The sequence below is a fragment of the Brevibacillus panacihumi genome (assembly GCF_003710985.1).
Taxonomy (GTDB): Bacteria; Bacillota; Bacilli; order Brevibacillales; family Brevibacillaceae; genus Brevibacillus; species Brevibacillus panacihumi.
On the sequence record NZ_RHHT01000027.1, the window covers coordinates 113,102 to 137,233 of the forward strand.

At 52.3% G+C, this 24,132-nt stretch carries 23 protein-coding genes; 20 read left to right on the plus strand and 3 right to left on the minus strand.

All coding sequences use genetic code 11. The features are described from left to right. The first annotated feature begins 46 nt into the window (after nt 1–46). From EDM58_RS13035 to EDM58_RS13060, 5 genes are all read left to right on the plus strand, one after another. Entirely contained in the window at nt 47–517 is a 471-nt protein-coding gene (locus EDM58_RS13035; RefSeq protein ID WP_023558365.1) for an OsmC family protein, read from the plus strand. Beyond that, a complete protein-coding gene (locus tag EDM58_RS13040; RefSeq protein WP_023558364.1) occupies nt 514–1,080 on the plus strand; it encodes a GNAT family N-acetyltransferase in 567 nt (188 codons plus the stop codon). The genes EDM58_RS13035 and EDM58_RS13040 overlap by 4 nt, the downstream gene beginning before the upstream one ends. Nucleotides 1,081–1,361: 281 nt before the next feature. After that, complete coding sequence (locus EDM58_RS13050) at nt 1,362–3,113, plus strand: ABC transporter ATP-binding protein (protein WP_122913719.1); 1,752 nt, start codon at nt 1,362–1,364, stop codon at nt 3,111–3,113. Between the two features lie 15 nt (nt 3,114–3,128). Then, nucleotides 3,129–5,198, plus strand: coding sequence for an ABC transporter ATP-binding protein (locus tag EDM58_RS13055; RefSeq protein WP_122913720.1), 2,070 nt, complete (start codon nt 3,129–3,131; stop codon nt 5,196–5,198). A gap of 27 nt (nt 5,199–5,225) precedes the next feature. After that, on the plus strand, nt 5,226–6,416 hold the full coding sequence (locus EDM58_RS13060; protein WP_122913721.1) for an MFS transporter: 1,191 nt from the start codon (nt 5,226–5,228) through the stop codon (nt 6,414–6,416). A 270-nt stretch (nt 6,417–6,686) separates the two neighbouring features. Here EDM58_RS13060 and EDM58_RS13065 read toward each other — a convergent pair whose 3' ends face one another. Both EDM58_RS13065 and sppA read right to left on the minus strand, forming a co-directional pair. Further along, on the minus strand, nt 6,687–7,154 hold the full coding sequence (locus tag EDM58_RS13065; protein ID WP_122913722.1) for an RDD family protein: 468 nt from the start codon (nt 7,152–7,154) through the stop codon (nt 6,687–6,689). A 10-nt stretch (nt 7,155–7,164) separates the two neighbouring features. Next, nucleotides 7,165–8,139 carry a signal peptide peptidase SppA gene (gene sppA / locus EDM58_RS13070; RefSeq protein ID WP_122913723.1) on the minus strand — a complete coding sequence of 325 codons (975 nt, stop codon included), beginning with the start codon at nt 8,137–8,139 and terminating at the stop codon, nt 7,165–7,167. A 267-nt stretch (nt 8,140–8,406) separates the two neighbouring features. Between sppA and EDM58_RS13075 the strand changes: the two genes are divergently transcribed. Then, nucleotides 8,407–10,317 carry a heavy metal translocating P-type ATPase gene (locus EDM58_RS13075; RefSeq protein WP_122913724.1) on the plus strand — a complete coding sequence of 637 codons (1,911 nt, stop codon included), beginning with the start codon at nt 8,407–8,409 and terminating at the stop codon, nt 10,315–10,317. Nucleotides 10,318–10,409: 92 nt separating this feature from the next. Beyond that, nucleotides 10,410–11,141 (plus strand): amino acid ABC transporter ATP-binding protein, encoded by a 732-nt coding sequence (locus EDM58_RS13080; RefSeq protein ID WP_122913725.1) that lies wholly within the window; start codon nt 10,410–10,412, stop codon nt 11,139–11,141. A gap of 60 nt (nt 11,142–11,201) precedes the next feature. Here EDM58_RS13080 and EDM58_RS13085 read toward each other — a convergent pair whose 3' ends face one another. Next, the gene (locus tag EDM58_RS13085) at nt 11,202–11,861 is read right to left on the minus strand and encodes a polysaccharide deacetylase family protein (protein WP_246000718.1); all 660 of its coding nucleotides are present in this window, start codon (nt 11,859–11,861) and stop codon (nt 11,202–11,204) included. Between the two features lie 191 nt (nt 11,862–12,052). Between EDM58_RS13085 and EDM58_RS13090 the strand changes: the two genes are divergently transcribed. The 13 genes from EDM58_RS13090 (at nt 12,053) to sufC (ending at nt 24,112) form a co-directional block, all read left to right on the plus strand. Then, a complete protein-coding gene (locus EDM58_RS13090; protein ID WP_122913726.1) occupies nt 12,053–12,865 on the plus strand; it encodes a DUF2797 domain-containing protein in 813 nt (270 codons plus the stop codon). A 92-nt stretch (nt 12,866–12,957) separates the two neighbouring features. Beyond that, a complete protein-coding gene (locus tag EDM58_RS13095; RefSeq protein WP_122913727.1) occupies nt 12,958–13,320 on the plus strand; it encodes an arsenate reductase family protein in 363 nt (120 codons plus the stop codon). Nucleotides 13,321–13,324: 4 nt separating this feature from the next. Beyond that, nucleotides 13,325–14,512 (plus strand): aminotransferase class I/II-fold pyridoxal phosphate-dependent enzyme, encoded by a 1,188-nt coding sequence (locus EDM58_RS13100; protein ID WP_122913728.1) that lies wholly within the window; start codon nt 13,325–13,327, stop codon nt 14,510–14,512. Nucleotides 14,513–14,675: 163 nt separating this feature from the next. Continuing rightward, nucleotides 14,676–15,224 carry a peroxiredoxin gene (locus EDM58_RS13105; RefSeq protein ID WP_023558350.1) on the plus strand — a complete coding sequence of 183 codons (549 nt, stop codon included), beginning with the start codon at nt 14,676–14,678 and terminating at the stop codon, nt 15,222–15,224. 483 nt (nt 15,225–15,707) lie between these two features. Further along, entirely contained in the window at nt 15,708–16,160 is a 453-nt protein-coding gene (locus EDM58_RS13110; RefSeq protein ID WP_122913729.1) for a redoxin domain-containing protein, read from the plus strand. A 62-nt stretch (nt 16,161–16,222) separates the two neighbouring features. Next, a complete protein-coding gene (gcvH, locus tag EDM58_RS13115; RefSeq protein ID WP_023558348.1) occupies nt 16,223–16,603 on the plus strand; it encodes a glycine cleavage system protein GcvH in 381 nt (126 codons plus the stop codon). 251 nt (nt 16,604–16,854) lie between these two features. Beyond that, nucleotides 16,855–17,289 carry a hypothetical protein gene (locus EDM58_RS13120; RefSeq protein ID WP_023558347.1) on the plus strand — a complete coding sequence of 145 codons (435 nt, stop codon included), beginning with the start codon at nt 16,855–16,857 and terminating at the stop codon, nt 17,287–17,289. Between the two features lie 25 nt (nt 17,290–17,314). Then, on the plus strand, nt 17,315–17,716 hold the full coding sequence (locus EDM58_RS13125) for a VOC family protein (protein WP_023558346.1): 402 nt from the start codon (nt 17,315–17,317) through the stop codon (nt 17,714–17,716). Between the two features lie 176 nt (nt 17,717–17,892). Continuing rightward, on the plus strand, nt 17,893–18,237 hold the full coding sequence (locus EDM58_RS13130) for an SCP-2 sterol transfer family protein (protein ID WP_122913730.1): 345 nt from the start codon (nt 17,893–17,895) through the stop codon (nt 18,235–18,237). A gap of 76 nt (nt 18,238–18,313) precedes the next feature. Continuing rightward, the gene (locus EDM58_RS13135) at nt 18,314–19,468 is read left to right on the plus strand and encodes a M20 peptidase aminoacylase family protein (RefSeq protein ID WP_122913731.1); all 1,155 of its coding nucleotides are present in this window, start codon (nt 18,314–18,316) and stop codon (nt 19,466–19,468) included. Nucleotides 19,469–19,848: 380 nt separating this feature from the next. Beyond that, nucleotides 19,849–21,426 (plus strand): phosphoenolpyruvate carboxykinase (ATP), encoded by a 1,578-nt coding sequence (gene pckA, locus EDM58_RS13145; protein WP_122913733.1) that lies wholly within the window; start codon nt 19,849–19,851, stop codon nt 21,424–21,426. Between the two features lie 188 nt (nt 21,427–21,614). Continuing rightward, entirely contained in the window at nt 21,615–23,090 is a 1,476-nt protein-coding gene (locus EDM58_RS13150) for an alanine/glycine:cation symporter family protein (protein ID WP_148039324.1), read from the plus strand. Between the two features lie 233 nt (nt 23,091–23,323). Beyond that, nucleotides 23,324–24,112: a Fe-S cluster assembly ATPase SufC gene (gene sufC / locus EDM58_RS13155; RefSeq protein ID WP_122913734.1), complete on the plus strand. Its 789-nt coding sequence runs from the start codon at nt 23,324–23,326 to the stop codon at nt 24,110–24,112. The last annotated feature ends 20 nt before the right edge of the window (nt 24,113–24,132 follow it).

The window sequence follows — 24,132 nt, forward strand, 5'->3', positions numbered from 1 at the left end:
TTTGGTCAACTCCTGTTATGATAGTAGAAAAGGAAGTGGGATCCAGATGGCGGAAGGGCAAAAAAGGATCGGTGTCAGAACACAATGGTTGGGAAGACGGCAATTTGAAGCCGTCGGACCGAGTGGTTATCCTGTCCGGATGGATGCCAAGGAAGAATACGGCGGCGAAGGAGCAGGAAACAGTCCGCTGGAGCTGCTGCTCGTCGGTTTGACCGGTTGCATCGGCATCGGGGTGACGCAATTGCTGGAGAAGATGCGGCAATCACTGGAATCTCTTGAAATCGAGGCCGACGGGATTCGCGAGGCCAAGCTCCCCCACGCGATCACACAGATCCACCTTACATTTCGTGCGACCGGTGAAGTTGCGCCATCGCGCATCTGGCAGGCTGTGAAGCTGGAGGCCGAGCAGTATTGTCCAGTGGCGAAATCTTTGCATGCCGAGATCATCTTGCAGGTCATATTGAACGGCCAAGAGCTCCCCATGCCAGCAGAGGAGTCCAAGGAGGGATTGAGATGAGAGTATTGCCGATGACAGAAGATGCATTTCTCAAGCAATTGGAGCCTTCTGATGCAGCGGAGATGTTTTGGCTGATCGATACGAATCGAGCGTATTTGCGCGAGTGGCTTCCTTGGCTCGATTACACCAGGCAGGTGGAGGATACTGCCCATTTTATTGCGATGACGATCAATCAGCACAACAACAACCAGGGAACGCATTACGGAATCTGGTACAGGGGGAGAATGGCCGGGACTTTGGGTGTTCACAACCTGGACTGGATCAACAAGAAAACCTCCCTGGGCTACTGGCTGGGGGCCGGGTATCAGGGACGAGGCTTGATGTCCATGGCTGTCGAGACGTATATGGATCGCTTGATTTTTGGTTCTTGGGGCATGGAAAAGGTGACGATCCAGGCGGCGACGGGCAATGCCAAAAGCCGGGCGATTCCGGAGCGGCTCGGGTTCACGCTGGAAGGTGTCCTGCGCCAAAATGAATTCCTGTATGATCACTATGTGGACCATGCCGTATACAGCATGCTGCGCTCCGAATGGCTGGATTTACGGTCGCGCAAAAGCAATTGACAGGTAAAATTCTGTCAATTACGATGATAGGAGCAAAATGAGGGTTGCGACTGTGCAACCCTTTTTCATACATCTTGCACTCCTTGAGAAACCGTCAAAAGGTTGAGGGGGACCAGACAAAGCTGGTCGAGGAAAAAGGGAAAAAAGCGAAGGCATTTGGGATCTTGACCAAGCTGGAGTTTTCCCTTTTTCCTCCCCCGGCAGGAAAGCTGGAAAACCACCACCAAAAACAACGCGGGTAATTCCTCGCGTTTTTCTCTTAGTAAAGAAGGTGAAAAAACGTGTACATCTTGCGAGAATTGTCCTGGTTTTTTCGGACGCATTGGAAACGGTACGTCGTGGGGATCGCTTTTTTGTTTGCGATTGATGTCCTGATGCTTTGGCCCCCTCGCCTGATCGGGGAGACAGTGGATGCGATTCGCAATGGTTCGCTGAGCGAGTCTGGTTTGACGAAGACAGTTTTCATTCTGCTTTCGTTGGGCGTGGTTCTATATATGATGCGTTTCGTCTGGCGGTACCTGCTCAATGGCGGGGCGCTGATACTGGAGCGGGTGCTGCGGGAGCGGCTGTTTGGCCATCTGACCCGCATGACCCCCTCTTTTTACCAACGCAGGCGAAGCGGAGATTTGATGGCGATTGCCACCAACGATATTCCGGCTGTGGAGCGGACGGCGAGCATGGGCGTTTTGACCCTGGTGGATTCGCTGTTTATGACGCTTCTGACGCTTGGCGTGATGATCGTGTCCATCGATTGGAAGCTGACCTTGGCAGCGTTGGTTCCCATGCCGTTTCTCGCCTGGTCGACCGCTTACTACGGACGGTTGCTTCACGAGCGTTTTTACCTGGCGCAGGAGGCATTTGGAGAAATGAACGACCACGTTCAGCAGTCCGTTTCCGGCGTGCGAGTCATGCGGGCCTTCGTTCAGGAAGACCAGGATGTGGAGGCGTTTCGCCGAGTGAGCGAGAAAACACTGGAGCGAAATGTGAATGTATCGCGCATCGACGCGCTGTTTGAACCAACCATTGGCATCATTATTGGATTCAGCTTCCTGATCGGATTGGGCTACGGCACGTATCTGGTCTTTACCAGTTCGATTTCCTTGGGCGATCTGGTCGCCTTCAACCTGTATCTGGGCCTTCTGATCTGGCCGATGTTCGCGTTTGGCTGGCTGATCAACGTCGTACAGCGGGGGAGCGCTTCACTCAAACGACTGACGGAGATGCTGGCGGAGGAGCCGGACGTTCATGAGACCTCCCACCCCGTAACAGAGGTAGGGGCCAATCATATCGAAGCGCGCCATTTTACCTTCACCTATCCGGGGACGGACAAACCTGTCCTGCATGACATCACCTTTTCGCTGGGGGAAGGTGAGACATTGGGGATCGTGGGACGAACAGGGAGCGGCAAATCCACCCTGTGCCGGACCTTGCTGCACCAGTATCGGATGGAAAAGGATGCCTTGTTCGTCGGTGGTGTGCCGATCGAGCAGATTTCCTTCGATTCCTTGCGCGCCAAAATCGGCTATGTGCCGCAGGAGCATCTATTGTTCTCACGGACGATTGCAGAAAATGTGGCCTTTGGCAAGCCGGAAGCGACTGAGCAAGAGGTCATGCGCTCACTCGAACTGGCGGAGATGGGACGTGATCTCGCGCAATTTGGTGAAGGACTTGAAACGATGGTCGGGGAGAAGGGCGTCACCTTGTCCGGGGGACAAAAGCAGCGCATCTCGATTGCACGGGCTTTGCTGATGGATGCGGATATTCTGATTCTCGACGACTCGCTCTCAGCCGTCGACGCGCGGACAGAGGAGCGAATCGTCCACCATCTCCGCCAGGAACGGCAAGGAAAAACGACGATCATCACGGCCCATCGCTTGTCGGCCGTACAGCATGCACAGCTGATCCTTGTCCTCGATGAGGGAAGAATCGTGGAGCGTGGAACCCATGAGGAATTGATGAAGCAGGGGGGCTGGTACGCCGAGCAGTATCGCCGTCAACAGATGGAGCAGGACGTAGCAGCCGGTCAAGGCTAGAAGGGAGAGCGTTTCATGAGTGGGCAGAACGTATGGGAACGGTTAGTGGCATTCGCCAGACCCTTCCAAAAACAAATAGCGGGAGCGCTTTTTCTTCTGGTGCTTGGCACGGGAGCAGAGCTGGCGGGTCCCTTCTTGGCGAAAGTGATGATCGACAATCACATCCTCGCCATTCAGCAGACCTGGTACCAGTTTGAGCAGAAGCCGCAGGCAGCTGCAGAGATCGCAGTCGAAGTGGATGGCAACTATTACGTGCGGGAAGATCATCTTCCCTCGCTCGGGGTATCACCGGATAGCCTGCAAGATTTTCGGATGACCGTGCTGACAGAAGGCTTGACGTACTACCTGGTCGAGGGGATCGTCGAGCAAAACGGGGAAAAGCAGATTACGCCGATCACTGAAGAAAATGGACGAGAGCGGGTAGAAGTGACCGTGAACCAGTCCGCGCCTGCCGCAGGAGTACGACTGACGGCAGCAGAGGTGCGGGCGATGTACGAGGGAGATGTCCAGCCGATTATCTGGCTCTCTGCGGGCTATGGGGTCCTGATCCTCTTGTCGGCGGGCTTCAATTACATTCAGATCTTGTGGCTGCAAAAGATCGCGCAGCGCATTATCCAGCAGATGCGGATGAAGCTGTTTTCCCATCTGCAGAAGCTTCCGGTCTCCTTTTTCGACAAGACGCCAGTAGGCTCGCTTGTCTCGCGTGTCACCAATGATACAGAGGCGATTCGGGAGCTGTACGTCAGTGTTTTGGCTACCTTTGTGCAGAACGGTTTTTACCTGGTCGGGATTTTGATCGCCTTGTTTCTGCTGCAGCCAGAGCTTGCTCTGTTTTGCTGCGTGACAGTGCCGCTGCTCGTCTTGCTCGTCATCGTGTACCGCAAGTACAGCTCGCGTTACTACACGCTTATTCGCACTCGACTCAGCGACATGAACGCGACGATCAACGAGATGATTCAAAACATGACGATCGTGCAAGCGTTTCGCCGCGAAAAGGGCGTACAGCAGGAATTCGCCAAGATGAACGAGGAGTATTTCAAAGTCAGACTGAAGGAAATCAACGTCGAGTCGTTCCTGCTTCGTCCGGCTGTCGACCTGATCTGGAAGGTGGCATTGACCTTGATCGTCTGGTACTTCGGCTCTGCCTCCTTTCACAGCGCGATCTCCTTCGGGGCGCTGTTTGCCTTCGTCGATTACATGGGGCGTTTTTTCGAGCCGATCAACATGATCATGGATCGCCTCTCACAGCTTCAGCAGGCGAATATTTCGGCCAAACGGGTCTTCGAGATTTTGGATACTCCAGCGCAGGAGGATGAGAAGAAAACGGCCGCTCCCCGACCAAAGGGAGAAGTGGTGTTCGATCATGTATCCTTCGCCTATACAGGAGATGAATACGTACTCAAGGATGTTTCTTTCACGGCAAAACCGGGTGAGACGATCGCCTTGGTTGGCCACACGGGTTCGGGAAAAAGCTCATTGATGAACCTGCTGCTTGGCTATTATCCCGTGACAAAAGGGCAGATTTTGATCGACGGTAGGCCAATGGGCGAGTTGGACATCCAATCCTTGCGGCGCCATTTCGGTCTGGTTTTGCAGGATCCGTTTCTCTTTGCGGGAACCGTGGGCTACAACATACGCATGTACAATGATCACGTTACGGATGAACAGATCCGCGAAGCAGCCAAAGCTGTTCGTGCAGATGATTTTATCCGGCAGTTGCCAGGCGGCTATGACGAACCGGTCGTGGAGCGGGGATCGACTTTGTCGGCAGGACAGCGACAGCTTATATCCTTTGCTCGCGCCCTGGTCAGCAATCCCGCGATTCTGATCCTGGACGAGGCGACAGCCAGCATCGACAGCGAGACGGAGTCTGCCATCCAGGAGGCATTGCACGTGCTGTCTCAAGGAAGGACCACATTCATCATCGCGCATCGGCTGTCGACGATTCAGCATGCTGATCAAATTCTGGTATTGTCGCGCGGGGAAGTGGTGGAGCGAGGGACACATGAGGAGCTGATGGGTCGTGACGGCCTGTATCGAAAAATGTACCAGCTCCAACAAGGAAGTCTTTCTGCTACCGTATAGGGATCATGAAAGTGAGGGTTCAACACCATGCAATCATCGCGCTACACCTTTTGGGTGTTGATCGTCGTCGTGGCGGTCGCGGGAGCCAATCAAGGCTTGACCATTCCACTGCTGGCCGTCTTGCTGGAGCAGCAGGGCGTATCCTCTGTGGTCAATGGCTTGAATGCAACGGCTTTGTATCTGGGTATCGTGCTGGTCTCTCCTTGGTTGGAGATCCCCTTGCGTCGTCTGGGCTATAAAAACACGATCTTCTGGGGACTGGTGTTGTTGACGGGATCAACCTTGCTGGTCCCTGTCTTCTCTTCCTTGACGATCTGGTTTATCCTGCGTTTGCTGATGGGGGTCGGGGATTCCAGCCTGCACTACGCCAGCCAGATGTGGGTAACGAAAATTACCTCGGAGAAAAATCGCGGTCGCGACTTGTCGATCTACGGACTGGCATTTGGAATCGGCTTCGGGATTGGTCCTTTGGGCTTGAACCTGCTTGCGTTTGGCTTGTGGGTGCCGTTTGCAGCGTTGATTGTGCTGTACGGCATCGCCTATATGCTGCTGGCACGGATCAAAAATGACTTCCCCGAGGAGATCAGGCAGACGGAGAAAAAGCAGAACAAATATGTAACGGTTCTGCGCATTGGCTGGCTGGCGCTGATCCCGGCTTTTCTCTACGGCTTCATGGAAACGTCACTCAACGGAAGCTTTCCTGTGTATGCCTTGCGTACGGGCTTGTCGCTGGAGTGGATGTCCCTGATCCTTCCGTCGTTTATCGTCGGGAGCATCATTCTGCAAATGCCGCTCGGGGCCTTGAGTGACAGGATAGGACGCAAAAAAGTGATGTTCGTCTGTGCCTTGGTTGGCGCGGCTGCCTTTTTCCTGTTTCCGCTGGCGGGTGAGAACGTCTGGGTGATGATGCTGCTCTTGGCGGTGGCCGGGGCGGCTGTCGGTTCGTTTTATTCGCTGGGCTTGGCTTATGCGGCAGATCTCTTGCCAGGGTCCCTGATTCCGACCGTCGGCATCGTGGCGGGAATTAATTTCGGAGTAGCCAGTATCCTTGCTCCGGGGATCAACGGGTATCTGATGCAGGCGTGGGAACCGTGGACGATGTTTTGGCTGATGGGAGCGCAGTTGCTGGCGTTTGCTGCGGCCTGTCTGGTTCATCGCAGCCGGCCGAAACAAGCGGCAACGGAACAGCATGGACAAAAAATTTTTACAGGTGCATAAAATTGGGATAAACGGGCGGCAGGTGGGGAAGCGTAGATATATAGAGAATGACGTGAAAAGGGGTTGGTCCATGTGCTTACTCCGTGCATCTTCAAGCGTGGGATCATCTGGATACTGTTTTTCGTCGTGAGCTTGGTCCTCCTCCCATTCTTTTATGAAGAAGAGGACAAACCGCCTGCTCCTGCAGCACCGCAACAACAAATGCAAGCAAGGTAAAAAACTCGCTTTTTCGCGTGAGTGACGCGGAAGCGGTTTTTTGTTTGCTGCTGCCTAGATCCGCTTCTCACGAATGACAAGGGTATTGGCAATCAGATCATGCCAGCCTTGTTTTTTCTTGTTCCAGCCAACCCACATGTAGCCGAGCCCAAACACCAGGGACGAGAGAAATTTGCCGATGACCTCGCGCAGAATGACCTGACCGGCAGAGAGGTTCCCTCTCCCGTCACCCGTAGGAATGACGCGAATTCCGGTAATGATTTTGCCGAGTGTTTGTCCGGTCCACCAGGTGAGCAGGATGAAATAAAACAGAGAGAACAGGATTTCCAGCAGATCGATCCGGGAAAAGACGGCTCCGTACACACCGAACAGACGGCGCAGCGGATTGAAGATCAACAAGGAGACGCCCATCAGAAAGAGGGAATCAAAGATTGTGGCTGCCACCCGGATCCAAAAGCCGGCAAAAGCGTGGGTGGACACAGGCTCGGCAGGAGGTGAATCGTCCAGCATTTTTTCCGTCATGGCTTACCTCCTACGATTCTCCAGGAATGAATTGATACAGCAAACGATGCGTGGAATGGCGATCCAATATACGGGACAGGCCCAAAGGATCCGGGTTGGACCAATGCTGTTTCATGCTGAACAGCAATTTGCTGAATGAGATTTGATCGGAATACCGTATGACTGTCGCCGCTTGTTCACCGGACAAGGAGAGGGCATGCTGCGTCGCTTCTTCCAGATCGCCGAACTGGTCGATCAATCCAAGGCGTTTCGCCTGTTCCCCGGAATAGACACGTCCATCGGCGATCTCCAGTACCCTTTCGCGGCTCAAATTGCGTCCTTTGACAATGACATCGACGAATTTATTGTAGCTTTCATTGACGAGCGTCTGAAAAATTTGCTGCTCTTGAGTGGTAACGGGGCGAGCGGGGCTGCCGATATCCTTGAATCGTCCGCTTTTGATGGCGTACTGGTGAATGCCCAGCTTATCGGCGGCTTCGCTGTAATTGACGAGATTAAAAATGACGCCAAGACTGCCCGTCAGCGTATTCGGATTGGCAAAAATCGTATCTGCGGCTGTAGCCAGGTAGTAACCGCCTGATGCCGCTGTCGAGCCCATGCTGACAACGATGGGAATCTTCCGAACCTGTTTGAATCGCAACAGCCGGTTGTAGATTTCATCAGTGGCTACAACCTCCCCTCCGGGACTGTCGATCCGCAGTACCAGCGCTTTGACGTTTTCATCCTCCTCGGCATAACGAAGCTGTTCGCGCAGAACCTCTGTATTGGTAGGGATGCCAGCCGCGTTTCGTTCTCCGGAGATGACGCCATTGACAAAAAGCTGAAGGATTTTGGCGTTGCCAGTCCCCGAGACCACGCTTTCTTCCCATGCATAGCCAGGATGATTTGCCAAATCTGCGGGGGGCCCGGCAAATCCCTCTACAATAAGTCCCGCGAACAAGACAGCCATAACGATGATGAGAGCAATCCATTTTTTACGCTGCATGCTTTTCACCTCCCTCTTATCATGAGCAGACCTCGTCGGTGTTACACATCAAATAATGGAAAATTGGGTTTGACGGTAAGAGAGTTCTACATTAGAATGAATATAAAAATATTTACCTTGCGCAAAAGAATTCGCCTAGGTAAAGATAGGGATAATCATTATCAATTAGGATGCTGTTGCCTACGGGCAGCAGCTTCCACTGTTTTTACGGGAGAAATAAGTCTGATTCTCTTTCTCAATGGGGGAAGAAAAGGGGAGATGGGTGCTATGATGCAAAAACTGGGGATGCTGCTGTCGGGTGCAGGATTATTGGTCAGTTGGCTGTATGGAGAGGTCTGGGGACTCGATTTGGCCTGGCTGGCGGTCGTGCTGTGCGGACTTCCGATCGCCTGGGCGGCCGGGAAGGAATTGATTGAGGAGCGCTCGATCAACAGTGATGTGCTGGTGTCGATTGCGATCATCGCTGCAGTCTCGATTGGAGAGATCTTCGCAGCGGGAGAAGTAGCGCTGATTATGATGATCGGCATGTGGCTGGAGAATCGGACGGTGGCCAAGGCGGCGTCAGCGTTGGAAGAAATGGTGCAGATGGCGCCGCAGACCGCACACGTCAAAAGAGGAAATGGCTGGCTCGAAGTCGCTTTGGAGGAGGTCGTCAAAGGAGACGTCGTTCAGGTCAAGCCGGGTGAAAAAATCCCGGTCGACGGGGTAGTCAGACAGGGGCAGGCAGCGGTCAATCAGGCGGCACTGACAGGCGAGTCGTTGCCCGTGGAAAAACGTCCCGGGGATGAGGTGTTCATGGGAACATTGAATACCAACGGGATCATGGAGATCGAGGCGGAGCGGATCGGCGATGAAACGACATTCGCCAAGGTAACCCGGCTCGTGGCCGAAGCGATGGAACGAAAGGCTCCTGTCCAACGCTTGCTGGATCGATGGGCTGCCTGGATCGTGCCGAGCAGTCTGGCACTGGCTCTCCTGATGTATCTGTTTACAGGAGACCTGGTCCGAGCAGTGACGATCCTGATTGTCTTTTGTCCGTGCGCGTTGGTGCTGGCTACACCTACTGCGATCATGGCCGGGATTGGAAGTGCCGCCAAGCATGGCATTCTCATCAAAAGCGGAGTCGCGCTGGAGCAGATTGGGCTAGTCAATGCTCTGTTGTTTGACAAGACCGGGACGCTGACGGAAGGAAAGCTGCAGGTTACAGGGGTAGCTCGTTTGCATAGCGAAAAGGCGGACGATGTTCTTCGCCTGGCAGCTGCTTTGGAAGCCCATTCGGAGCATCCGGTCGCACAGGCCATCCTGAAGGCAAGCGAGGAGCGGCGCATCGAGATCCCACGGGTAGATGCTTTTCTCGTCCATCCGGGCAATGGAGTCTCCGGACAGATCGACGGTCGTGAAGTGCTGGTCGGGAATCACCGCTTTTTTACCGAGATGGGGATCGATACAACCGAGTTGACCCAACTGCGGGAAGAACAGGAGCAGGCCGGACATACGGCGGTATTGGTCGCAAAAGATCGTCGGCTCGTCGGGTTGGTATCGCTGGCGGATCGCGTCCGTCTGGAATCGCGGGAGACAATCGGACGTCTGCGGCTACACGGAGTAGGCGAGATTGCAATGCTGACCGGAGACAATCGCGGAGCAGCAACCCAGATCGCTCGTCAAGCTGGGGTCACGACCGTCTATGCCGAGCAATTTCCGGAAGCCAAGTATCAGCGGATAGAGGAATATCGGCAAAAAGGACTTGTCGTCGGGATGGTAGGCGATGGCATCAACGACGCTCCCGCTCTGACCGCGGCACACGTAGGAATCGCCATGGGAGAAGGGGGGACCCAAATCGCTTCGGAAGCAGCCGATATCGTCATCATGCACGATGATGTCTCTAAAGTGGCGGATGTCGTCCAGCTCGGCCAGAAAACGATGCGAGTCATCCGTGAAAATCTGATGATTTCCAGTTTGATCAATGCGGCCGCGGTCATTTTTGCGATGGTAGGCACCCTCGGACCCGTCGGCGGAGCTTTTGTCCACAACGCTACCTCCGTGCTGGTGGTGCTGAATTCAGCGCGTTTGATCCACTACCTGTCCAGCCAAAACAAGCATAAGCACATGACTCCGCCAGCGGTTTCTTGCTCGTCCTGTACTTGTCAGGGAGATTGTCAGTTAACGGCAAAAGGCTAATCTTTCATGCAATTGCGACAATTTTCGTGTATGATAGAAGCATATGAAGCGCAAGCACAAGCACAAGCAGGGAAGCTCCTGGAGGTGATGCCATGATCATTCAGGTAAAGGACTTGAAAAAGAACTACGGCAAATTGCAGGTGTTAAAAGGAATCACGACACAGATCGCGGAAAGGGAAGTCGTATGTGTCATCGGCCCTTCCGGATCGGGAAAAAGCACGTTTTTGCGCTGTCTGAACCAACTGGAGGAGATGACGAGCGGAACCATCATCATGAACGGACATGATCTTTCCGATCCCAAGGTGGACATCAACAAGGTGCGGGAAGACGTGGGGATGGTTTTTCAGCGGTTCAATCTTTTTCCGCATAAGACTGTCCTGGAAAATGTAATGCTTGCTCCCATCAAGGTGCGCAAGACGCCTATGGAGGAAGCGCGAAAAACGGGCATGGCCTTGCTCAAGAAAGTAGGATTGGCGGATAAGGCTGACGTCTATCCCGATCGGTTGTCGGGAGGACAGATGCAGCGTGTGGCGATTGCCCGAGCCCTGGCAATGAATCCGAAAGTGATGCTGTTCGATGAGCCTACCTCCGCTCTCGACCCGGAGTTGGTCGGAGAAGTGTTGGCGGTTATGAAAAACCTGGCTGCGGAAGGAATGACAATGATCGTAGTGACGCATGAAATGGGCTTTGCCCGGGAAGTGGGCGATCGCGTCATTTTTATGGATCAGGGAATCATCATGGAGGAAGGGAAGCCGGAGGAGCTGTTTGAACATCCGAAGAATGAGCGGCTGCGTTCGTTTTTGGGCAAGGTAATGGTCGGATGAGCAGTAGATGATAACATGGGCGCCAGTCGTTCCGGCAACCGGAAGGACTGGTGCCTTTTCCTATTTTGCTTTTGCTTCATCTAATAACTGGCTGACGGTGACAAAGCGATACCCCTGCGCCCGCAGGTCCTTGATCAAATCCCTCAGAGCCGCCACCGTTTGCTTTTGATTCAGGCCGCCATCGTGAAACAGAATGATGTCGCCAGCCTTGACGTTGCTCTTCACGCTTTTGGCAATAATGGAAGCAGTCCGAGCCATGGACCAATCTCTCGGATCGATCGACCAGTGGATCAGATCATAGCCGCATGCCTGGACTGCATTCATCACGTCGTGGGTCATTACCCCCCCGGGAGGCCGGTAATTCTGGGCGAGAATCCCCGTCGTCCGCAAAATGGAAAGTTCACCGCGCTTGATGTCATCATAGACCTCCTGCTCGGTCAATTTGTTCAAGTCGTGATGATCGTAGCCGTGATTGCCGATCTCGTGCCCCGCTTTGGTGATCCATTGCATCACCTTGGGGTATTTGTCCACCTGCGAGCCGAGCACAAAAAAAGTGGCCTGGACTTGATGCTGGTGCAGGACCTCCAGTATTTTCGGAGTATAGGTAGCATCAGGACCATCGTCGAACGTAAGGGCTACCACTTTTTTCTTGGTATCGATCCGGTGTATCGGCTCGTATGTGGGGAGAGGGGCAGCTGCCAGAGAAGGAAGGGCAATGATGCCTAGGAAGCAAGCGATCGTTAACCAGGCACCAAGGACGCGGTATCTCAGGAAAAACGCCTCCTTCCATCGAATATGGTCATAGCTTCGCCCCCAGGCTGTGAAAACATGCAGCCAAAACAAAGCAGCCGTCGACGCATACCGATGATGTGATAGAATGAGAAGATGTAAATCGGGAAGGGGAGAGTAGGTTGGAACTGAGCGGTTTGCTGCATGGCTTGACACACCAATACCACGGCAAGGACAAGCCTGTCGACTACTATCTGCAAATCGGAGAAGACCGTTTGCCGCTAAACGAGTGGCTGAATCACGAAGTCACGATTTCCTATCTGGGACAAAAAAATTGCATCGCCTGTGGCCGCAAGACAAACAAGACCTTCAACAGCGGCTATTGCTATCCTTGCTTTACCAAGCTGCCGGAAAATGATCTGTGCATCGTAAAACCGCATGAATGTCATTTTGAGCTGGGGACATGCCGGGATGAGAGCTTCGGCCAGACGCATTGCATGATCCCTCATTACGTCTATCTGGCTGTTTCCAGCGATATTAAAGTGGGTTTGACGCGCAAGAACAATGAATTGAAACGTTGGGTGGATCAAGGAGCAATCCGCGCGATTCCGATCGCCGAGGTGCCGACGAGACGTATGGCAGGAGAGCTGGAGTTTCACCTCAGCCAATTTCTCCCGGATAAAACCAACTGGCGCAAAATGCTGAAAGGGGAAGTGCGGGAGGTCGACCTGATCTCTTTGCGCGATGAGGTGTACAGCCATTTCCCGGATGCGTTCAAGCCATTCCAATACCGCGAAGATGAATGGGTGGATATTACCTATCCAATCCTGGAGTCACTCGACAAGATCAGCTCCAAGACACTCGACAAGGAAGAGTGCATCGGGGGACGCTTGATCGGGGTGAAGGCCCAGTACCTGATTTTTGAAAATGGCGTCTTTCAAGCGAGAAAGCATGCGGGATACCAGGTCCAAATTACGGTCAAATCCGGTTCGTAAAAACTAAAACAGCAGCGAGAGAACAGCGAGAAGACGGCAGCCTGGAGATTTTGGGCTGTCGTTCCTTATAAAATGACAGAGGTGATGCGATCATGGCGATTAAAGCCTACCTGTACAACAAATGCGACACATGCCGCAAAGCGAAGAAGTGGATGACTGAGGAAGGAATCGGCTTTGAGGAAATACCGATTGTAGAGGCTCCACCGGGCAAGGAGGAGCTGCGCCGCATCTGGCAGGCGAGCGGACTTGAGCTTCGCAAGTTTTTTAACGTGAGCGGAGTTCAGTACAAAGAGCTGGGCCTCAAGGACAAGCTGCCAACCATGTCTGAGGAAGAGATGCTGGATTTGCTCGCCTCCAATGGAAAGCTGATCAAGCGTCCTTTGATCACCGATGAGAAAAAGGTAACTTTGGGCTTTAAACCAGAAGAACTGGAAAAAACCTGGGGAGGAAAGTGAAATCATGCCCAGACCGTCGAAGCGACTGGAACAGTTGTCAGCCGCGATTTTTTCGGAGATGGCAAATCGTAAACGGGAGGTAGCCCAGACCAGGAGAGTCTATGATCTGAGCATCGGCAGTCCGGATCAGCAGCCAGAGCGCACGCTGCTGGAAGCCCTTGCGGCAGCGGTGGAGAAGCCGGGGGCTTTTGGCTATGCACTCAGTGAAGGGACGGCAGCGTTTCGGGCAGAGGTTGCGCAGTGGTATCAATATCGTTTTGGCGTAGAGTTGAATCCGGATGGGGAGATCCATTCCCTGATGGGATCCCAGGACGGGTTGGCCCACTTCGCTCTTGCCTGGACAGACCCGGGCGATCTGGTGCTGGTTCCTGACCCTGGATACCCGATCTACGCCGGCAGTGTCCATCTGGCCGGGGCCACTCCTTATTTTATGCCCTTGAAAGCGGAGCGCGGATTTCTGCCGGATCTCGCTGCGATCCCGCAAGAGGCAGCCAAGCAGGCAAAATTCATGATTCTCAACTATCCCAACAATCCCGTCTCGGCTGTAGCTACCGTCGCCTTCTTTGAAGAGGTGGTGGAGTTTGCCCGTAAGCATGACATCATCGTCGTGCATGATCTCGCCTATTCGGAAATGGCTTTTGATGGTTACAAGCCGCCCAGCTTTCTGCAAGCTCCCGGTGCCAAAGAAGTGGGGATCGAGTTCAATTCGTTTTCCAAAAGCTTCAATATGGCTGGTTGCCGGATCGCCTATGTCGTGGGAAATGCGGAGATCATCAAGCCGCTCGCCATCGTCAAGTCCAATGTAGACTACGGCGTTTTCTTGCCTGTACAGGAGATGGCGGTCGCAGCGATGAGGGAAGATCGCCTGTCCGGCGGCCAAAACAGCGTAAGCGAGCTGTATCAGGAGCGCCGTGATGTATTGCTGGCGGAGCTGGCGAAAGCGGGCTGGGTGATTGAACCGCCAAAAGCTACGATGTTTGTCTGGGCCCCGGTGCCGACGGGGTGGACGTCACATGAATTTGCGTTGGCCTTGCTGGAGGAGGCGGGTGTCGTCGTGATTCCGGGGAGCGCTTTTGGCGCCGAAGGGGAAGGCTATGTGCGCATTGCGCTTGTCCAGGATCGAGAAGTATTGAGAGAGGCAGCCGCATCCATCGCCAGCTCCGGGATACTCCAGAGAAAAAAGGATGCATAGGGGACGGGACTGCAGGAAACATTACTTTTGTGCTTGTTCCGAATGGAATGAAAATGAATAACAGGTTGAAATAATTCCTACATTGTATTGACTATAAAGTGATAGCAATGATATTATGTGATAGGTAAGCTAGTACACCACATTCCAAGGAGGTTTTTTACATATGGCACAACGTTTGGTTGGTCTCCCAGCACCAGATTTCACTCTGGAAACAGCACTCGGAAACGGTAAAGAGTTCGGCAAAGTATCCCTGTCCGACTACCGTGGCAAATGGCTGGTAATGTTCTTCTATCCACTGGACTTTACCTTTGTATGCCCAACTGAGATCATCGCACTGAGCGATGCAATCGAAGAATTCAAAGACCTGGATGCAGAAGTTCTCGGCATCTCTGTAGACTCCATCCACTCCCACCGCGCTTGGATCAACACTCCTCGCGACCAAAACGGTCTGGGTGGCTTGAACTACCCACTGGCTGCAGACTTCCTGAAAACAACAGCTCGCGACTACGGCGTGCTGGATGAAGAAGCAGGCGTAGCGTTCCGCGGTCTGTTCATCATCGATCCAGAAGGCATCCTGAAATACCAAGTAGTAAATGACCTGAACATCGGCCGTTCCACTGACGAGACTCTGCGCGTACTGCAAGCTCTGCAATCCGGCGGTCTGTGCCCAGCTAACTGGCGTCCAGGACAAGCTCAACTGACTGCGAAGTAATCGAGCATTACTATTGAAAGAACCATCAATAACGTGCAGTCCTTCTTCTTTAGAGGGGCTGCACGTTTTTTGTTGAGAAGATCGGATGCGCCTATACCCCCTTGAAAAGCCTACAAAATGAAGGGAGACCTGGAAAAGCTGTCGATGAAAAAGGGGAAAAGAGCGGAAGGCATTTGGGATCTTGACCCAGTCGGAACGGAAAAGGCGGAACACGATTTCAGCGGCCAACCCTGAAATCACTTCCTGGCGACGACTGCTTTTGGCCGCGGTTCCGCCTTTGGAGTGCAGACGACCAGTGCTATCCCCCCAGCAAAGATCCAAACCGGCCTGAAGCGTTTTCCCCTTTTTCATCCCCGCCACTACAGCTGGACGACCACCACTTCCAAAACATCCGAGACAAGTAACTGGAATTATGGACAAAGAACAGGTATAGTCAGGTATAGGAAAGTTTGTCCAGCCTTTTGAAAAGGAGATGTGTGAAGGATGCGTCTGCGTGAAGAATTGCCAGATTTTCCGGGAATCACAGAATGGGTGAACGGGCAGGTCACAAAAGCGGATTTGCAAGGCAGTGCTGTGCTGGTCCACTTCTGGTCGGTCAGCTGTTACATGTGCAAGGAGTCTCTGCCCAATATCAATGAGTGGCGGGACAAATACGCAGCCAATGGGCTGAAGGTGATTGGCGTCCACATGCCCCGCTCCGAGAAGGATACGGATATCGAAGCGATCAAGGCTACCATTGCGGAGTACGAGCTGACCCATCCGGTCGCCATCGACAACGAGATGAAGACCGTGGATGCTTTTCAAAATGAGTACGTCCCAGCTTTTTATCTCTTTGACGAGAATCTGCAGCTTCGCCATTTCCAGGCAGGAGAGAAGGGCTTGAACCTGGTTAAAAAACGCCTGTTCCGAATTTTAGGCATTGAAGAGGAATCCTAGAAAAGGCGTCAAATATCTTTATGGAAGAATGGATTGTACCCGAATAGGAGGATACGTAAACGATGGAATTCCCAAAAAATCTGCGATACAGCGAAGAGCATGAGTGGGTGCGTATTGAAGGCAATAAGGCTTATATCGGCATTACAGAATTTGCACAATCTGAACTGGGTGACATCGTGTTCGTCGAGTTGCCGGAGGTTGGTTCCACGATTCAACAGGACGAGCCATTCGGAAGTGTCGAGTCTGTCAAAACCGTATCGGAGCTGTACGCGCCTTTGAGCGGCAAAGTCATCGAGGTAAACGGAGAGCTGGAAGATGCGCCTGAACTGGTGAATTCCTCGCCGTACGAGAAAGCGTGGATGATCGTCGTGGAACTGTCGGACGAAGCAGAATTGGATAAGCTGATGGATGCCGACAAATACGAAGCGATGGTAAAAGAATAGGCAGGCAAAAGAAAGCTGGGGCACAGTCCTCAGCTTTTTTGAATGCTCCAGGAAAAATCTAACTAGTCAGAAAATAGTGGTCGTTTCCTCTTTCATCGAGTACAATAATTGTACATTTACTTTTACGATCAACTTTTGGCATCTTTTGCGGGTAGAGACTTCTAGGTCATTTAGGCTACAATGACTAGTACAGACAGACTATCGTTCAAACACGAGACTTATTTGTTTGGGCGAAGAAGGAGGGAGACGAAATGAGTTTTTGTTGCGGCGCTGGAATGGTAGGGTCAATTGGGTCTGTCCGTCATCATAAAACGCTGGTGCACAATGTCCCCATCATGTTTTGTCCTGTATGTGACAGAATTGACGTTCATCCTGCTATTGAAGGGGAATACGAAATTTTAGTAGAATATGCACAGGGAGATAAAGCTCCTGAAGTGGACTTCACCGACTTCGTGAGTGTTGACAATACATCGGAGTTGTTTGAGAATTGTACCATGACGGACGAAGCAATCAGCTTCTCTGACGTGTTGAAACAACAGATCGACATCTCGTTGGATCTGCTTGGCGTAGCCAAAGATCTGAAGGATGACGAGTGGCGAGAAGCGTTGATGATCCGTTTGAAACGGTTAAGCGAGCGATTGAAGCACTACAACAAGAGAAAGCAAATTTCGCAGAAAAGCGCTTGATCGAAAGACCTGGGAGGCAGTGTGAATGTTTCATTTGAAAGGAGTTCATCACATCGCGTTAAATTGCAGTGATGTGAGGAAAACAGCTCGGTTTTTTCATGACATCCTGGAAGTTCCTATCCCGGAAGAAAGTATTGTAGAAGGAGAGCCTGTCTACTTTCAAATTGGCACATACACACGGATCGGCCTGCACCCGCACAGCGGGGAAGAGGGAAAAGGCGGAGTGGGACAGGTAGACCACATCGCTTTTTCTGTTACTAGCCGCGCCGAACTGGATTACCTGGTAGACAAGCTGGAGGCGGAAAATATCTGCTACCGAGGCCCCATCACCAGGCCCACTAGCTTCAACCTGTATTTTGAAACACCCGATGGCCATCATCTGGAGGTCCGTCTGGACAAGGATGAATTCGACGAAATCGAAGAGTAATAGCGAATAGGGATAGGAAACAACAGGCATCTGCAGGAAGCAGGTGTCTTTTTTTTTGCCAGTTGTCGAGAAGTAATTTCCCTGCCTGACAAGAGGCGACAGGGCTTCTCATGCCTCGTCAAAGGATTCGACGCAAGGACGCGCGAACCCCTTGGATAAGAGGGAGGCGATCGGCCATGACGACTCGAATTGAAAACCTGCTTGATGACATGCTCGTGCGTTTGCAGCGAAAAAAGCATCTTTGGCCCGTAATGATGGGATGGGAACGGCGGATCGGGATCGTAGCAGAGGATACGCAGATCCGCTGGCAGCTTGTCTTTTCCAGAGAGGGGTCTATGTGTCAAGAATGGAGCGGGACGGAACAGCCGGACCTGGTGGTGCGCGGCAGGGAGCAGGAGATCGGGATGCTGCTGGAAGGGGATGAAATGCGTTATGTGATCGCCAAACAAAAAGTGAAGATGACGGGGACTTGCAGGGATCAGTTGAAGCTGGATGCGCTTTTTCGGCTTACCTGCAGATAACGGCTGCGGAACTTCCGATTGCCGGAGGGGACCTGTGCTATAATGGGAAAAAAGTTGATTGAGGAGGAATTACACGATGACCACTGCGTTGTCGCTTCGCCAAGCTGTAGCCTCTCGTGAGCAAACAATTGCCCAAACATTCCAGCATTTGCACGCCAACCCGGAGATAAGCTGGAAGGAAACAGAGACGACCCGATACTTGGCGGAACGCATGCGTGCTTTGAGATTGCGCGTAATGACGTTCGACGATTGTACGGGGCTTGTCGCGGAATGGGGCGAAGGCAAGCCGGTGGTCGGACTGCGGACAGACATTGACGCACTGTGGCAGGAGGTGGACGGAGAGTGGAAAGCCAACCATTCTTGCGGACATGACGCGCATATGACCGTGGTGCTGGAAGCGGTAGAATCGCTGATGGCAACCGGGTATCAGCCGCCGGGGACGCTAAAGATTCTCTTTCAGCCTGCCGAAGAAAAAGGGACCGGAGCCTTGAAGCTGGTCGAAAAAGGCGTTGTGGATGATATCGACTACCTGTACGGTGTCCATTTGCGCCCGATCCAGGAGATGCGAAGCGGACATTGCGGAGGGGCTATCTACAATGGCGGCGCGATGTTTATATACGGGGAGATTACTGGCGTGTCCGCGCACGGTGCCAGACCGCATCTCGGCGTCAATGCGATCGAGGTAGCGGGGGCAATCCTCTCAGGGATCGGGCAGGTACATACCAATCCAATGGTTCCGGCGACAGTAAAAATGACCATGCTGCAGGCGGGCGGAGAAAGCTACAACATCATTCCCGACAAGGCGCGTTTCGCCCTCGACCTGCGGGCACAGACGAATGAGGCGATGGATGATCTCGTCAAGCGCGTCAAGCAGATCATAGAAGGCGTAGCGCTCTCGTATCAGGCCGAGATTTCCCTGGAGCAGGGAGCCAGAATGGTCGCCGCCGAGGTAGCGGAAGAGGCGAAGCAATTGATGGAGCAGGCCATCGTAGACGTACTCGGTCCAGAGAATCTGCAGCCAGCCCCGGTCACTCCAGGGGCGGAAGATTTTCATTTCTACACCGTCGAGCGTCCGCACATCAAAGCGACCATGCTCGCGCTAGGCTGCGACCTGCAGCCGGGACTGCACCACCCCAAAATGCATTTCAATCAGCCAGACCTGATCAAGGGCGTAGAGATCATGGCGCGTGTCGTCGTAAGGACGTTCGAGAAGCTGCAAAGCGAGTTGTAGAAGCAACAAAAAGAAATCACCAATGCATCGGGCTGGTGATTTCTTTTGTTTTGGCTATGTTACCCTTCATTGCTCTATCATCGTCTTTTTGAGTTCCGCCTTTGGAGTGGGAGGCGGCCAGTGACGCTCCCCAGCAAAGATCCCAACCCGCTAGAGCGTTTCCCGCTTTTTCCTCCCCGCCACTGAAGCCTCCAACAACGGCATCTTTTTTATATGTTTTTCTCCACCCGGACAAACTAAGACAGGCAGTCACACATTCTCCATAAGAAATTATAAAATTATGTAGCTTAATTGGCTAAATGTGATATACTAATTACAAATCAAGAGGATAATGAAATGCTACTATACAGGTACACATTTGGGAAGGAGACCGTTCACACATGGAAACCAAAACGGCACACAAGCTTTCTGACATTCTGGCAGCTACAGAGGTTCATTTCAACCTCCCTGTAACCCAGCTCGTAGAAATGGCAGTAAAGCGTGGCGAAGGGATTTTGACCGACAAAGGGGCGCTCAACGCGCTGACAGGCAAGTTTACAGGCCGCTCGCCAAAGGATAAATTCGTTGTGGACGAAGCTTCTGTACACGATAAAATCAACTGGGGTCCGGTCAACCAACCGATCTCTGAAGAAAAATTCCAACTTTTGCATCAGGATGTCATGGCTTATCTGCAGGACAAAGAGCTGTTTGTCTTTGACGGCTTTGCAGGTGCAGATGAGACATACCGTTTGCCAATCCGTGTTGTGAACGAAGTTGCATGGCATAATCTGTTTGCCCGTCAACTGTTTATTCGCCCTTCGGCAGAAGAATTGGCTGCTCACACAGCAGAATTCACTGTAGTATATGCACCGAGCTTCAAAGCGAACCCGGCTGTTCATGGAACCAATTCGGAGACGTTCATCGTGCTCAGCTTTGAGCAAAAGATGGTTCTGATCGGCGGAACCGAGTATGCGGGAGAAATGAAGAAATCGATCTTCAGCGTGATGAACTTCCTGTTGCCGGAGCGCAACGTGCTTTCCATGCACTGCTCGGCCAATATCGGCAAAGACGGAGATGTAGCGCTGTTCTTCGGGCTGTCCGGTACTGGCAAAACGACTTTGTCCGCTGACCCGAACCGCTTCCTGATTGGTGACGATGAGCATGGCTGGTCTGATAATGGCGTATTCAATATCGAGGGCGGCTGCTACGCAAAATGCATCAAGCTGTCCGAGGAAGGCGAACCGCAGATCTGGAAGGCGATCCAATTCGGTACGGTCCTGGAGAACGTAGACGTGGATGAACAAACACGTACAGCCAACTACGACAGTGACAAATACACCGAGAACACCCGTGCCGCTTACCCTGTAGAAGCGATCCCAGGAGCTGTGATTCCTGGAGTAGGCGGACAGCCGAATGTCATCATTTTCTTGACAGCTGATTCGTTCGGCGTACTGCCTCCTATCTCCAAGCTGAGCCGCGAGCAAGCGATGTACCACTTCCTTTCCGGCTACACCAGCAAAATGGCAGGCACAGAACGCGGCGTCACTGCACCGCAAACAGAATTTTCGACTTGCTTCGGCTCTCCATTCTTGCCGCTTCACCCTGTCGTGTACGCGGAAATGCTCGGGAAAAAGATCGATGAGCGCGACGTGCAGGTATACCTCGTCAACACCGGCTGGACAGGTGGCCCTGTAGGGGTGGGATCCCGCATGAAGCTGAGCTATACCCGCGCGATGGTAACCGCGGCCCTTAGCGGAGAATTGGAGCAGGCAGAGTACGTAACAGACCCTGTCTTTGGCGTACAGGTCCCTACTTCTTGCCCGAATGTACCGGCTGATGTTCTGCAGCCGCGCAACACTTGGGAAAACAAAGAAGCTTACGATGCGCAAGCCAAAGACCTGGCGAATCGCTTTATCGAAAACTTCCAGAAAAAGTTCCCTGAGGCAACAGAGATTGCCAAGGCAGGTCCAAAAGCATAGACTGATTCAACGAGAATCCGAAACGGTTAGACACCATGGTCTAACCGTTTTTGCTGTTTCGGGTAAAAATAGTATATTAGTCATATTTTAACAGTTTATTTTTAGATAATATTTATAATAGTGAAAATACTCTCTATAATAGTGAAAAGAATATAGGCAAAAACGATAAGAAATAGGAGGGATCGCTTTTGGAGGAGTTCGTCAATTGGCTCAATGATATGATCTGGAGTCAGGCACTTATTTATCTTTGTTTAGGAGCAGGCTTGTTTTATTCGATTACTACTCGTTTTCTCCAGGTGCGCCATCTAAAGGACATGATCAGGCTCATGTTTGACGGAAAAAGCTCGGATGCAGGCGTTTCATCCTTTCAGGCATTGTCCATCGCCTTGTCGGGCAGGGTAGGGACTGGAAATATTGCCGGTGTGGCAACGGCAATTGCTTACGGGGGCCCTGGAGCGATTTTCTGGATGTGGGTCATGGCGTTTCTCGGTTCCGCCACCGGTTTTATTGAAGCCACGCTAGGACAAGTGTATAAAACCACGCGGAACGGACAATTTCGCGGGGGACCGGCCTATTTCATCGAAAAGGGCTTGAAGGCAAAGTGGTACGCTGTTTTGTTTGCCGTTGTTACTGTGATCGCTACGGGGGTACTTCTTCCGGGAGTTCAAGCCAACAGCATCGCTTCCGGGATGAACACCGCATTTGGCACCAATCCGTGGATTACGGGTATTTTCCTGGCGATTATATTGGGATTGATCATTTTTGGCGGAGTCAAGCGAATTGCGAATGTTGCACAGGTTGTCGTGCCTTTCATGGCGTTTGGCTATATTCTCGTGGCTTTGCTGATTGTTTTTCTCAATATTTCGGAGCTTCCCGGGATGATCGCTCTGATTTTCCAAAGTGCGTTCGGTACTGATGCCGCCTTTGGCGGTATTCTCGGCGCTGCGATCATGTGGGGCGTCAAACGCGGCATCTACTCCAATGAAGCGGGACAAGGGACGGCTCCGCATGCTGCCGCTGCTGCAGAGGTATCCCATCCGGCCAAGCAAGGGATCGTACAAGCTTTCTCCGTCTATGTGGACACATTGTTTGTCTGTTCGGCTACAGCTTTCATGATCCTGATCACCGGGATGTACAATGTCGAGCCGGAAGGAATGAACCCGATCGTGAACAAGCTGGGAGCTGTAGAGCCAGGTCCCATCTACACGCAGAATGCCGTAGAAGCGGTACTTCCAGGGTTCGGTGCGCCATTTGTCGCCATCGCGCTGTTGTTCTTCGCATTTACGACAATTATGGCCTACTATTACATGGCTGAAACCAACCTGGCCTATCTGAACAACCGAGTCAGACGGGTGTGGACCGAATATGCGTTGAAGCTGGTCATGATGGGCATGGTCATCTACGGCAGCGTGAAGTCTGCCAAGCTGGCATGGACGCTTGGGGACATCGGAGTCGGCAGCATGGCGTGGCTCAACATCATCGCCATTCTGCTGCTTACCAAGCCGGCTCTGCGGGTGTTGAAAGACTACGAGAGACAGAAGAGGGAAGGATTGGATCCGGTCTTTGACCCGAAAGTTGCAGGAGTGGAGGACGCCGATTTTTGGGAGCATGAATACAACAATCGATCAAAAAATGGGGTTGAACTGAAAAAGTCCGGAACCTGATGAAGATAATAATGTCTCTTCAAGCGGCTAAACTGCTGCTAGGGGAGGCATTCTTTTTCGTAGGAAGGAGGTACAGGAGTCTATAACAAACGAAGGACTTTCTAAATATAATGATTTAAAAATTACAGATATGTTTCATTCCTTGATTTATAATTATTCTTATTATAAGATGGGTATTGAGAATGGATTGAGAATAAACCAACTCACTTTTGACGTTATGGAGGGAAAAACAGATGACAGCAATACCGCATTTGCAGATAAAAAACCTTCGCGCCAAGATTGAGGACAAAGAAATCCTCAAAGGCTTGAACTTGGAAATCAAGGGCGGCGAAGTACACGCGATCATGGGTCCGAACGGAACAGGGAAATCCACCCTGGCTTCAACTTTGATGGGACATCCGAAGTACGAGGTAACAGAAGGCGAAGTTCTGATCAACGGCGAAGACCTGCTGGATATGGCAGTAGACGAGCGGGCTCGCGCTGGACTCTTTTTGGCCATGCAGTATCCGTCTGAAGTCAGCGGTGTAACCAACTCCGACTTCCTGCGTTCCGCGATCAATGCGCGCCGCGGCGAGGGCAATGAGATCTCCCTGATGAAATTCATCCGTGAGATGGACAAAAAAATGGGCACATTGGAAATGGATGAGTCCTTCTCCCACCGCTACCTGAACGAAGGCTTCTCCGGCGGGGAGAAAAAGCGCAACGAGATCCTGCAAATGATGATGCTCGAACCAAGCATCTGTATTCTCGACGAGATCGACTCCGGTCTCGACATCGACGCTTTGAAAGTAGTAGCGAATGGCGTAAATGAAATGCGCACGGCTGACCGTGGCTTTTTGATCATCACCCACTATCAGCGCTTGCTGAACTACATCAAGCCTGACTTCGTACACGTGATGATGCAGGGCCGTATTGTCAAATCCGGCGGACCAGAGCTGGCTGAGCGCCTCGAGGCGGAAGGGTACGACTGGATCAAGGAAGAGCTCGGCATCGAGGACGAAACCGTAAACGCCAACGTGTAGGAAGAAGGAGGCAGCAGTGA

Coding starts and splice junctions, on each gene's coding strand:
- EDM58_RS13065 (WP_122913722.1), bottom strand. CDS start 7,154: ATGACGGAAAAAATGCTGGACGATTCACCTCCTGCCGAGCCTGTGTCC.
- EDM58_RS13130 (WP_122913730.1), top strand. CDS start 17,893: ATGACGACTCGAATTGAAAACCTGCTTGATGACATGCTCGTGCGTTTG.
- EDM58_RS13105 (WP_023558350.1), top strand. CDS start 14,676: ATGGCACAACGTTTGGTTGGTCTCCCAGCACCAGATTTCACTCTGGAA.
- pckA (WP_122913733.1), top strand. CDS start 19,849: ATGGAAACCAAAACGGCACACAAGCTTTCTGACATTCTGGCAGCTACA.
- EDM58_RS13095 (WP_122913727.1), top strand. CDS start 12,958: ATGGCGATTAAAGCCTACCTGTACAACAAATGCGACACATGCCGCAAA.
- sppA (WP_122913723.1), bottom strand. CDS start 8,139: ATGCAGCGTAAAAAATGGATTGCTCTCATCATCGTTATGGCTGTCTTG.
- EDM58_RS13075 (WP_122913724.1), top strand. CDS start 8,407: ATGATGCAAAAACTGGGGATGCTGCTGTCGGGTGCAGGATTATTGGTC.
- EDM58_RS13120 (WP_023558347.1), top strand. CDS start 16,855: ATGAGTTTTTGTTGCGGCGCTGGAATGGTAGGGTCAATTGGGTCTGTC.
- EDM58_RS13055 (WP_122913720.1), top strand. CDS start 3,129: ATGAGTGGGCAGAACGTATGGGAACGGTTAGTGGCATTCGCCAGACCC.
- EDM58_RS13125 (WP_023558346.1), top strand. CDS start 17,315: ATGTTTCATTTGAAAGGAGTTCATCACATCGCGTTAAATTGCAGTGAT.
- sufC (WP_122913734.1), top strand. CDS start 23,324: ATGACAGCAATACCGCATTTGCAGATAAAAAACCTTCGCGCCAAGATT.
- EDM58_RS13060 (WP_122913721.1), top strand. CDS start 5,226: ATGCAATCATCGCGCTACACCTTTTGGGTGTTGATCGTCGTCGTGGCG.
- EDM58_RS13100 (WP_122913728.1), top strand. CDS start 13,325: ATGCCCAGACCGTCGAAGCGACTGGAACAGTTGTCAGCCGCGATTTTT.
- EDM58_RS13035 (WP_023558365.1), top strand. CDS start 47: ATGGCGGAAGGGCAAAAAAGGATCGGTGTCAGAACACAATGGTTGGGA.
- gcvH (WP_023558348.1), top strand. CDS start 16,223: ATGGAATTCCCAAAAAATCTGCGATACAGCGAAGAGCATGAGTGGGTG.
- EDM58_RS13110 (WP_122913729.1), top strand. CDS start 15,708: ATGCGTCTGCGTGAAGAATTGCCAGATTTTCCGGGAATCACAGAATGG.
- EDM58_RS13080 (WP_122913725.1), top strand. CDS start 10,410: ATGATCATTCAGGTAAAGGACTTGAAAAAGAACTACGGCAAATTGCAG.
- EDM58_RS13040 (WP_023558364.1), top strand. CDS start 514: ATGAGAGTATTGCCGATGACAGAAGATGCATTTCTCAAGCAATTGGAG.
- EDM58_RS13135 (WP_122913731.1), top strand. CDS start 18,314: ATGACCACTGCGTTGTCGCTTCGCCAAGCTGTAGCCTCTCGTGAGCAA.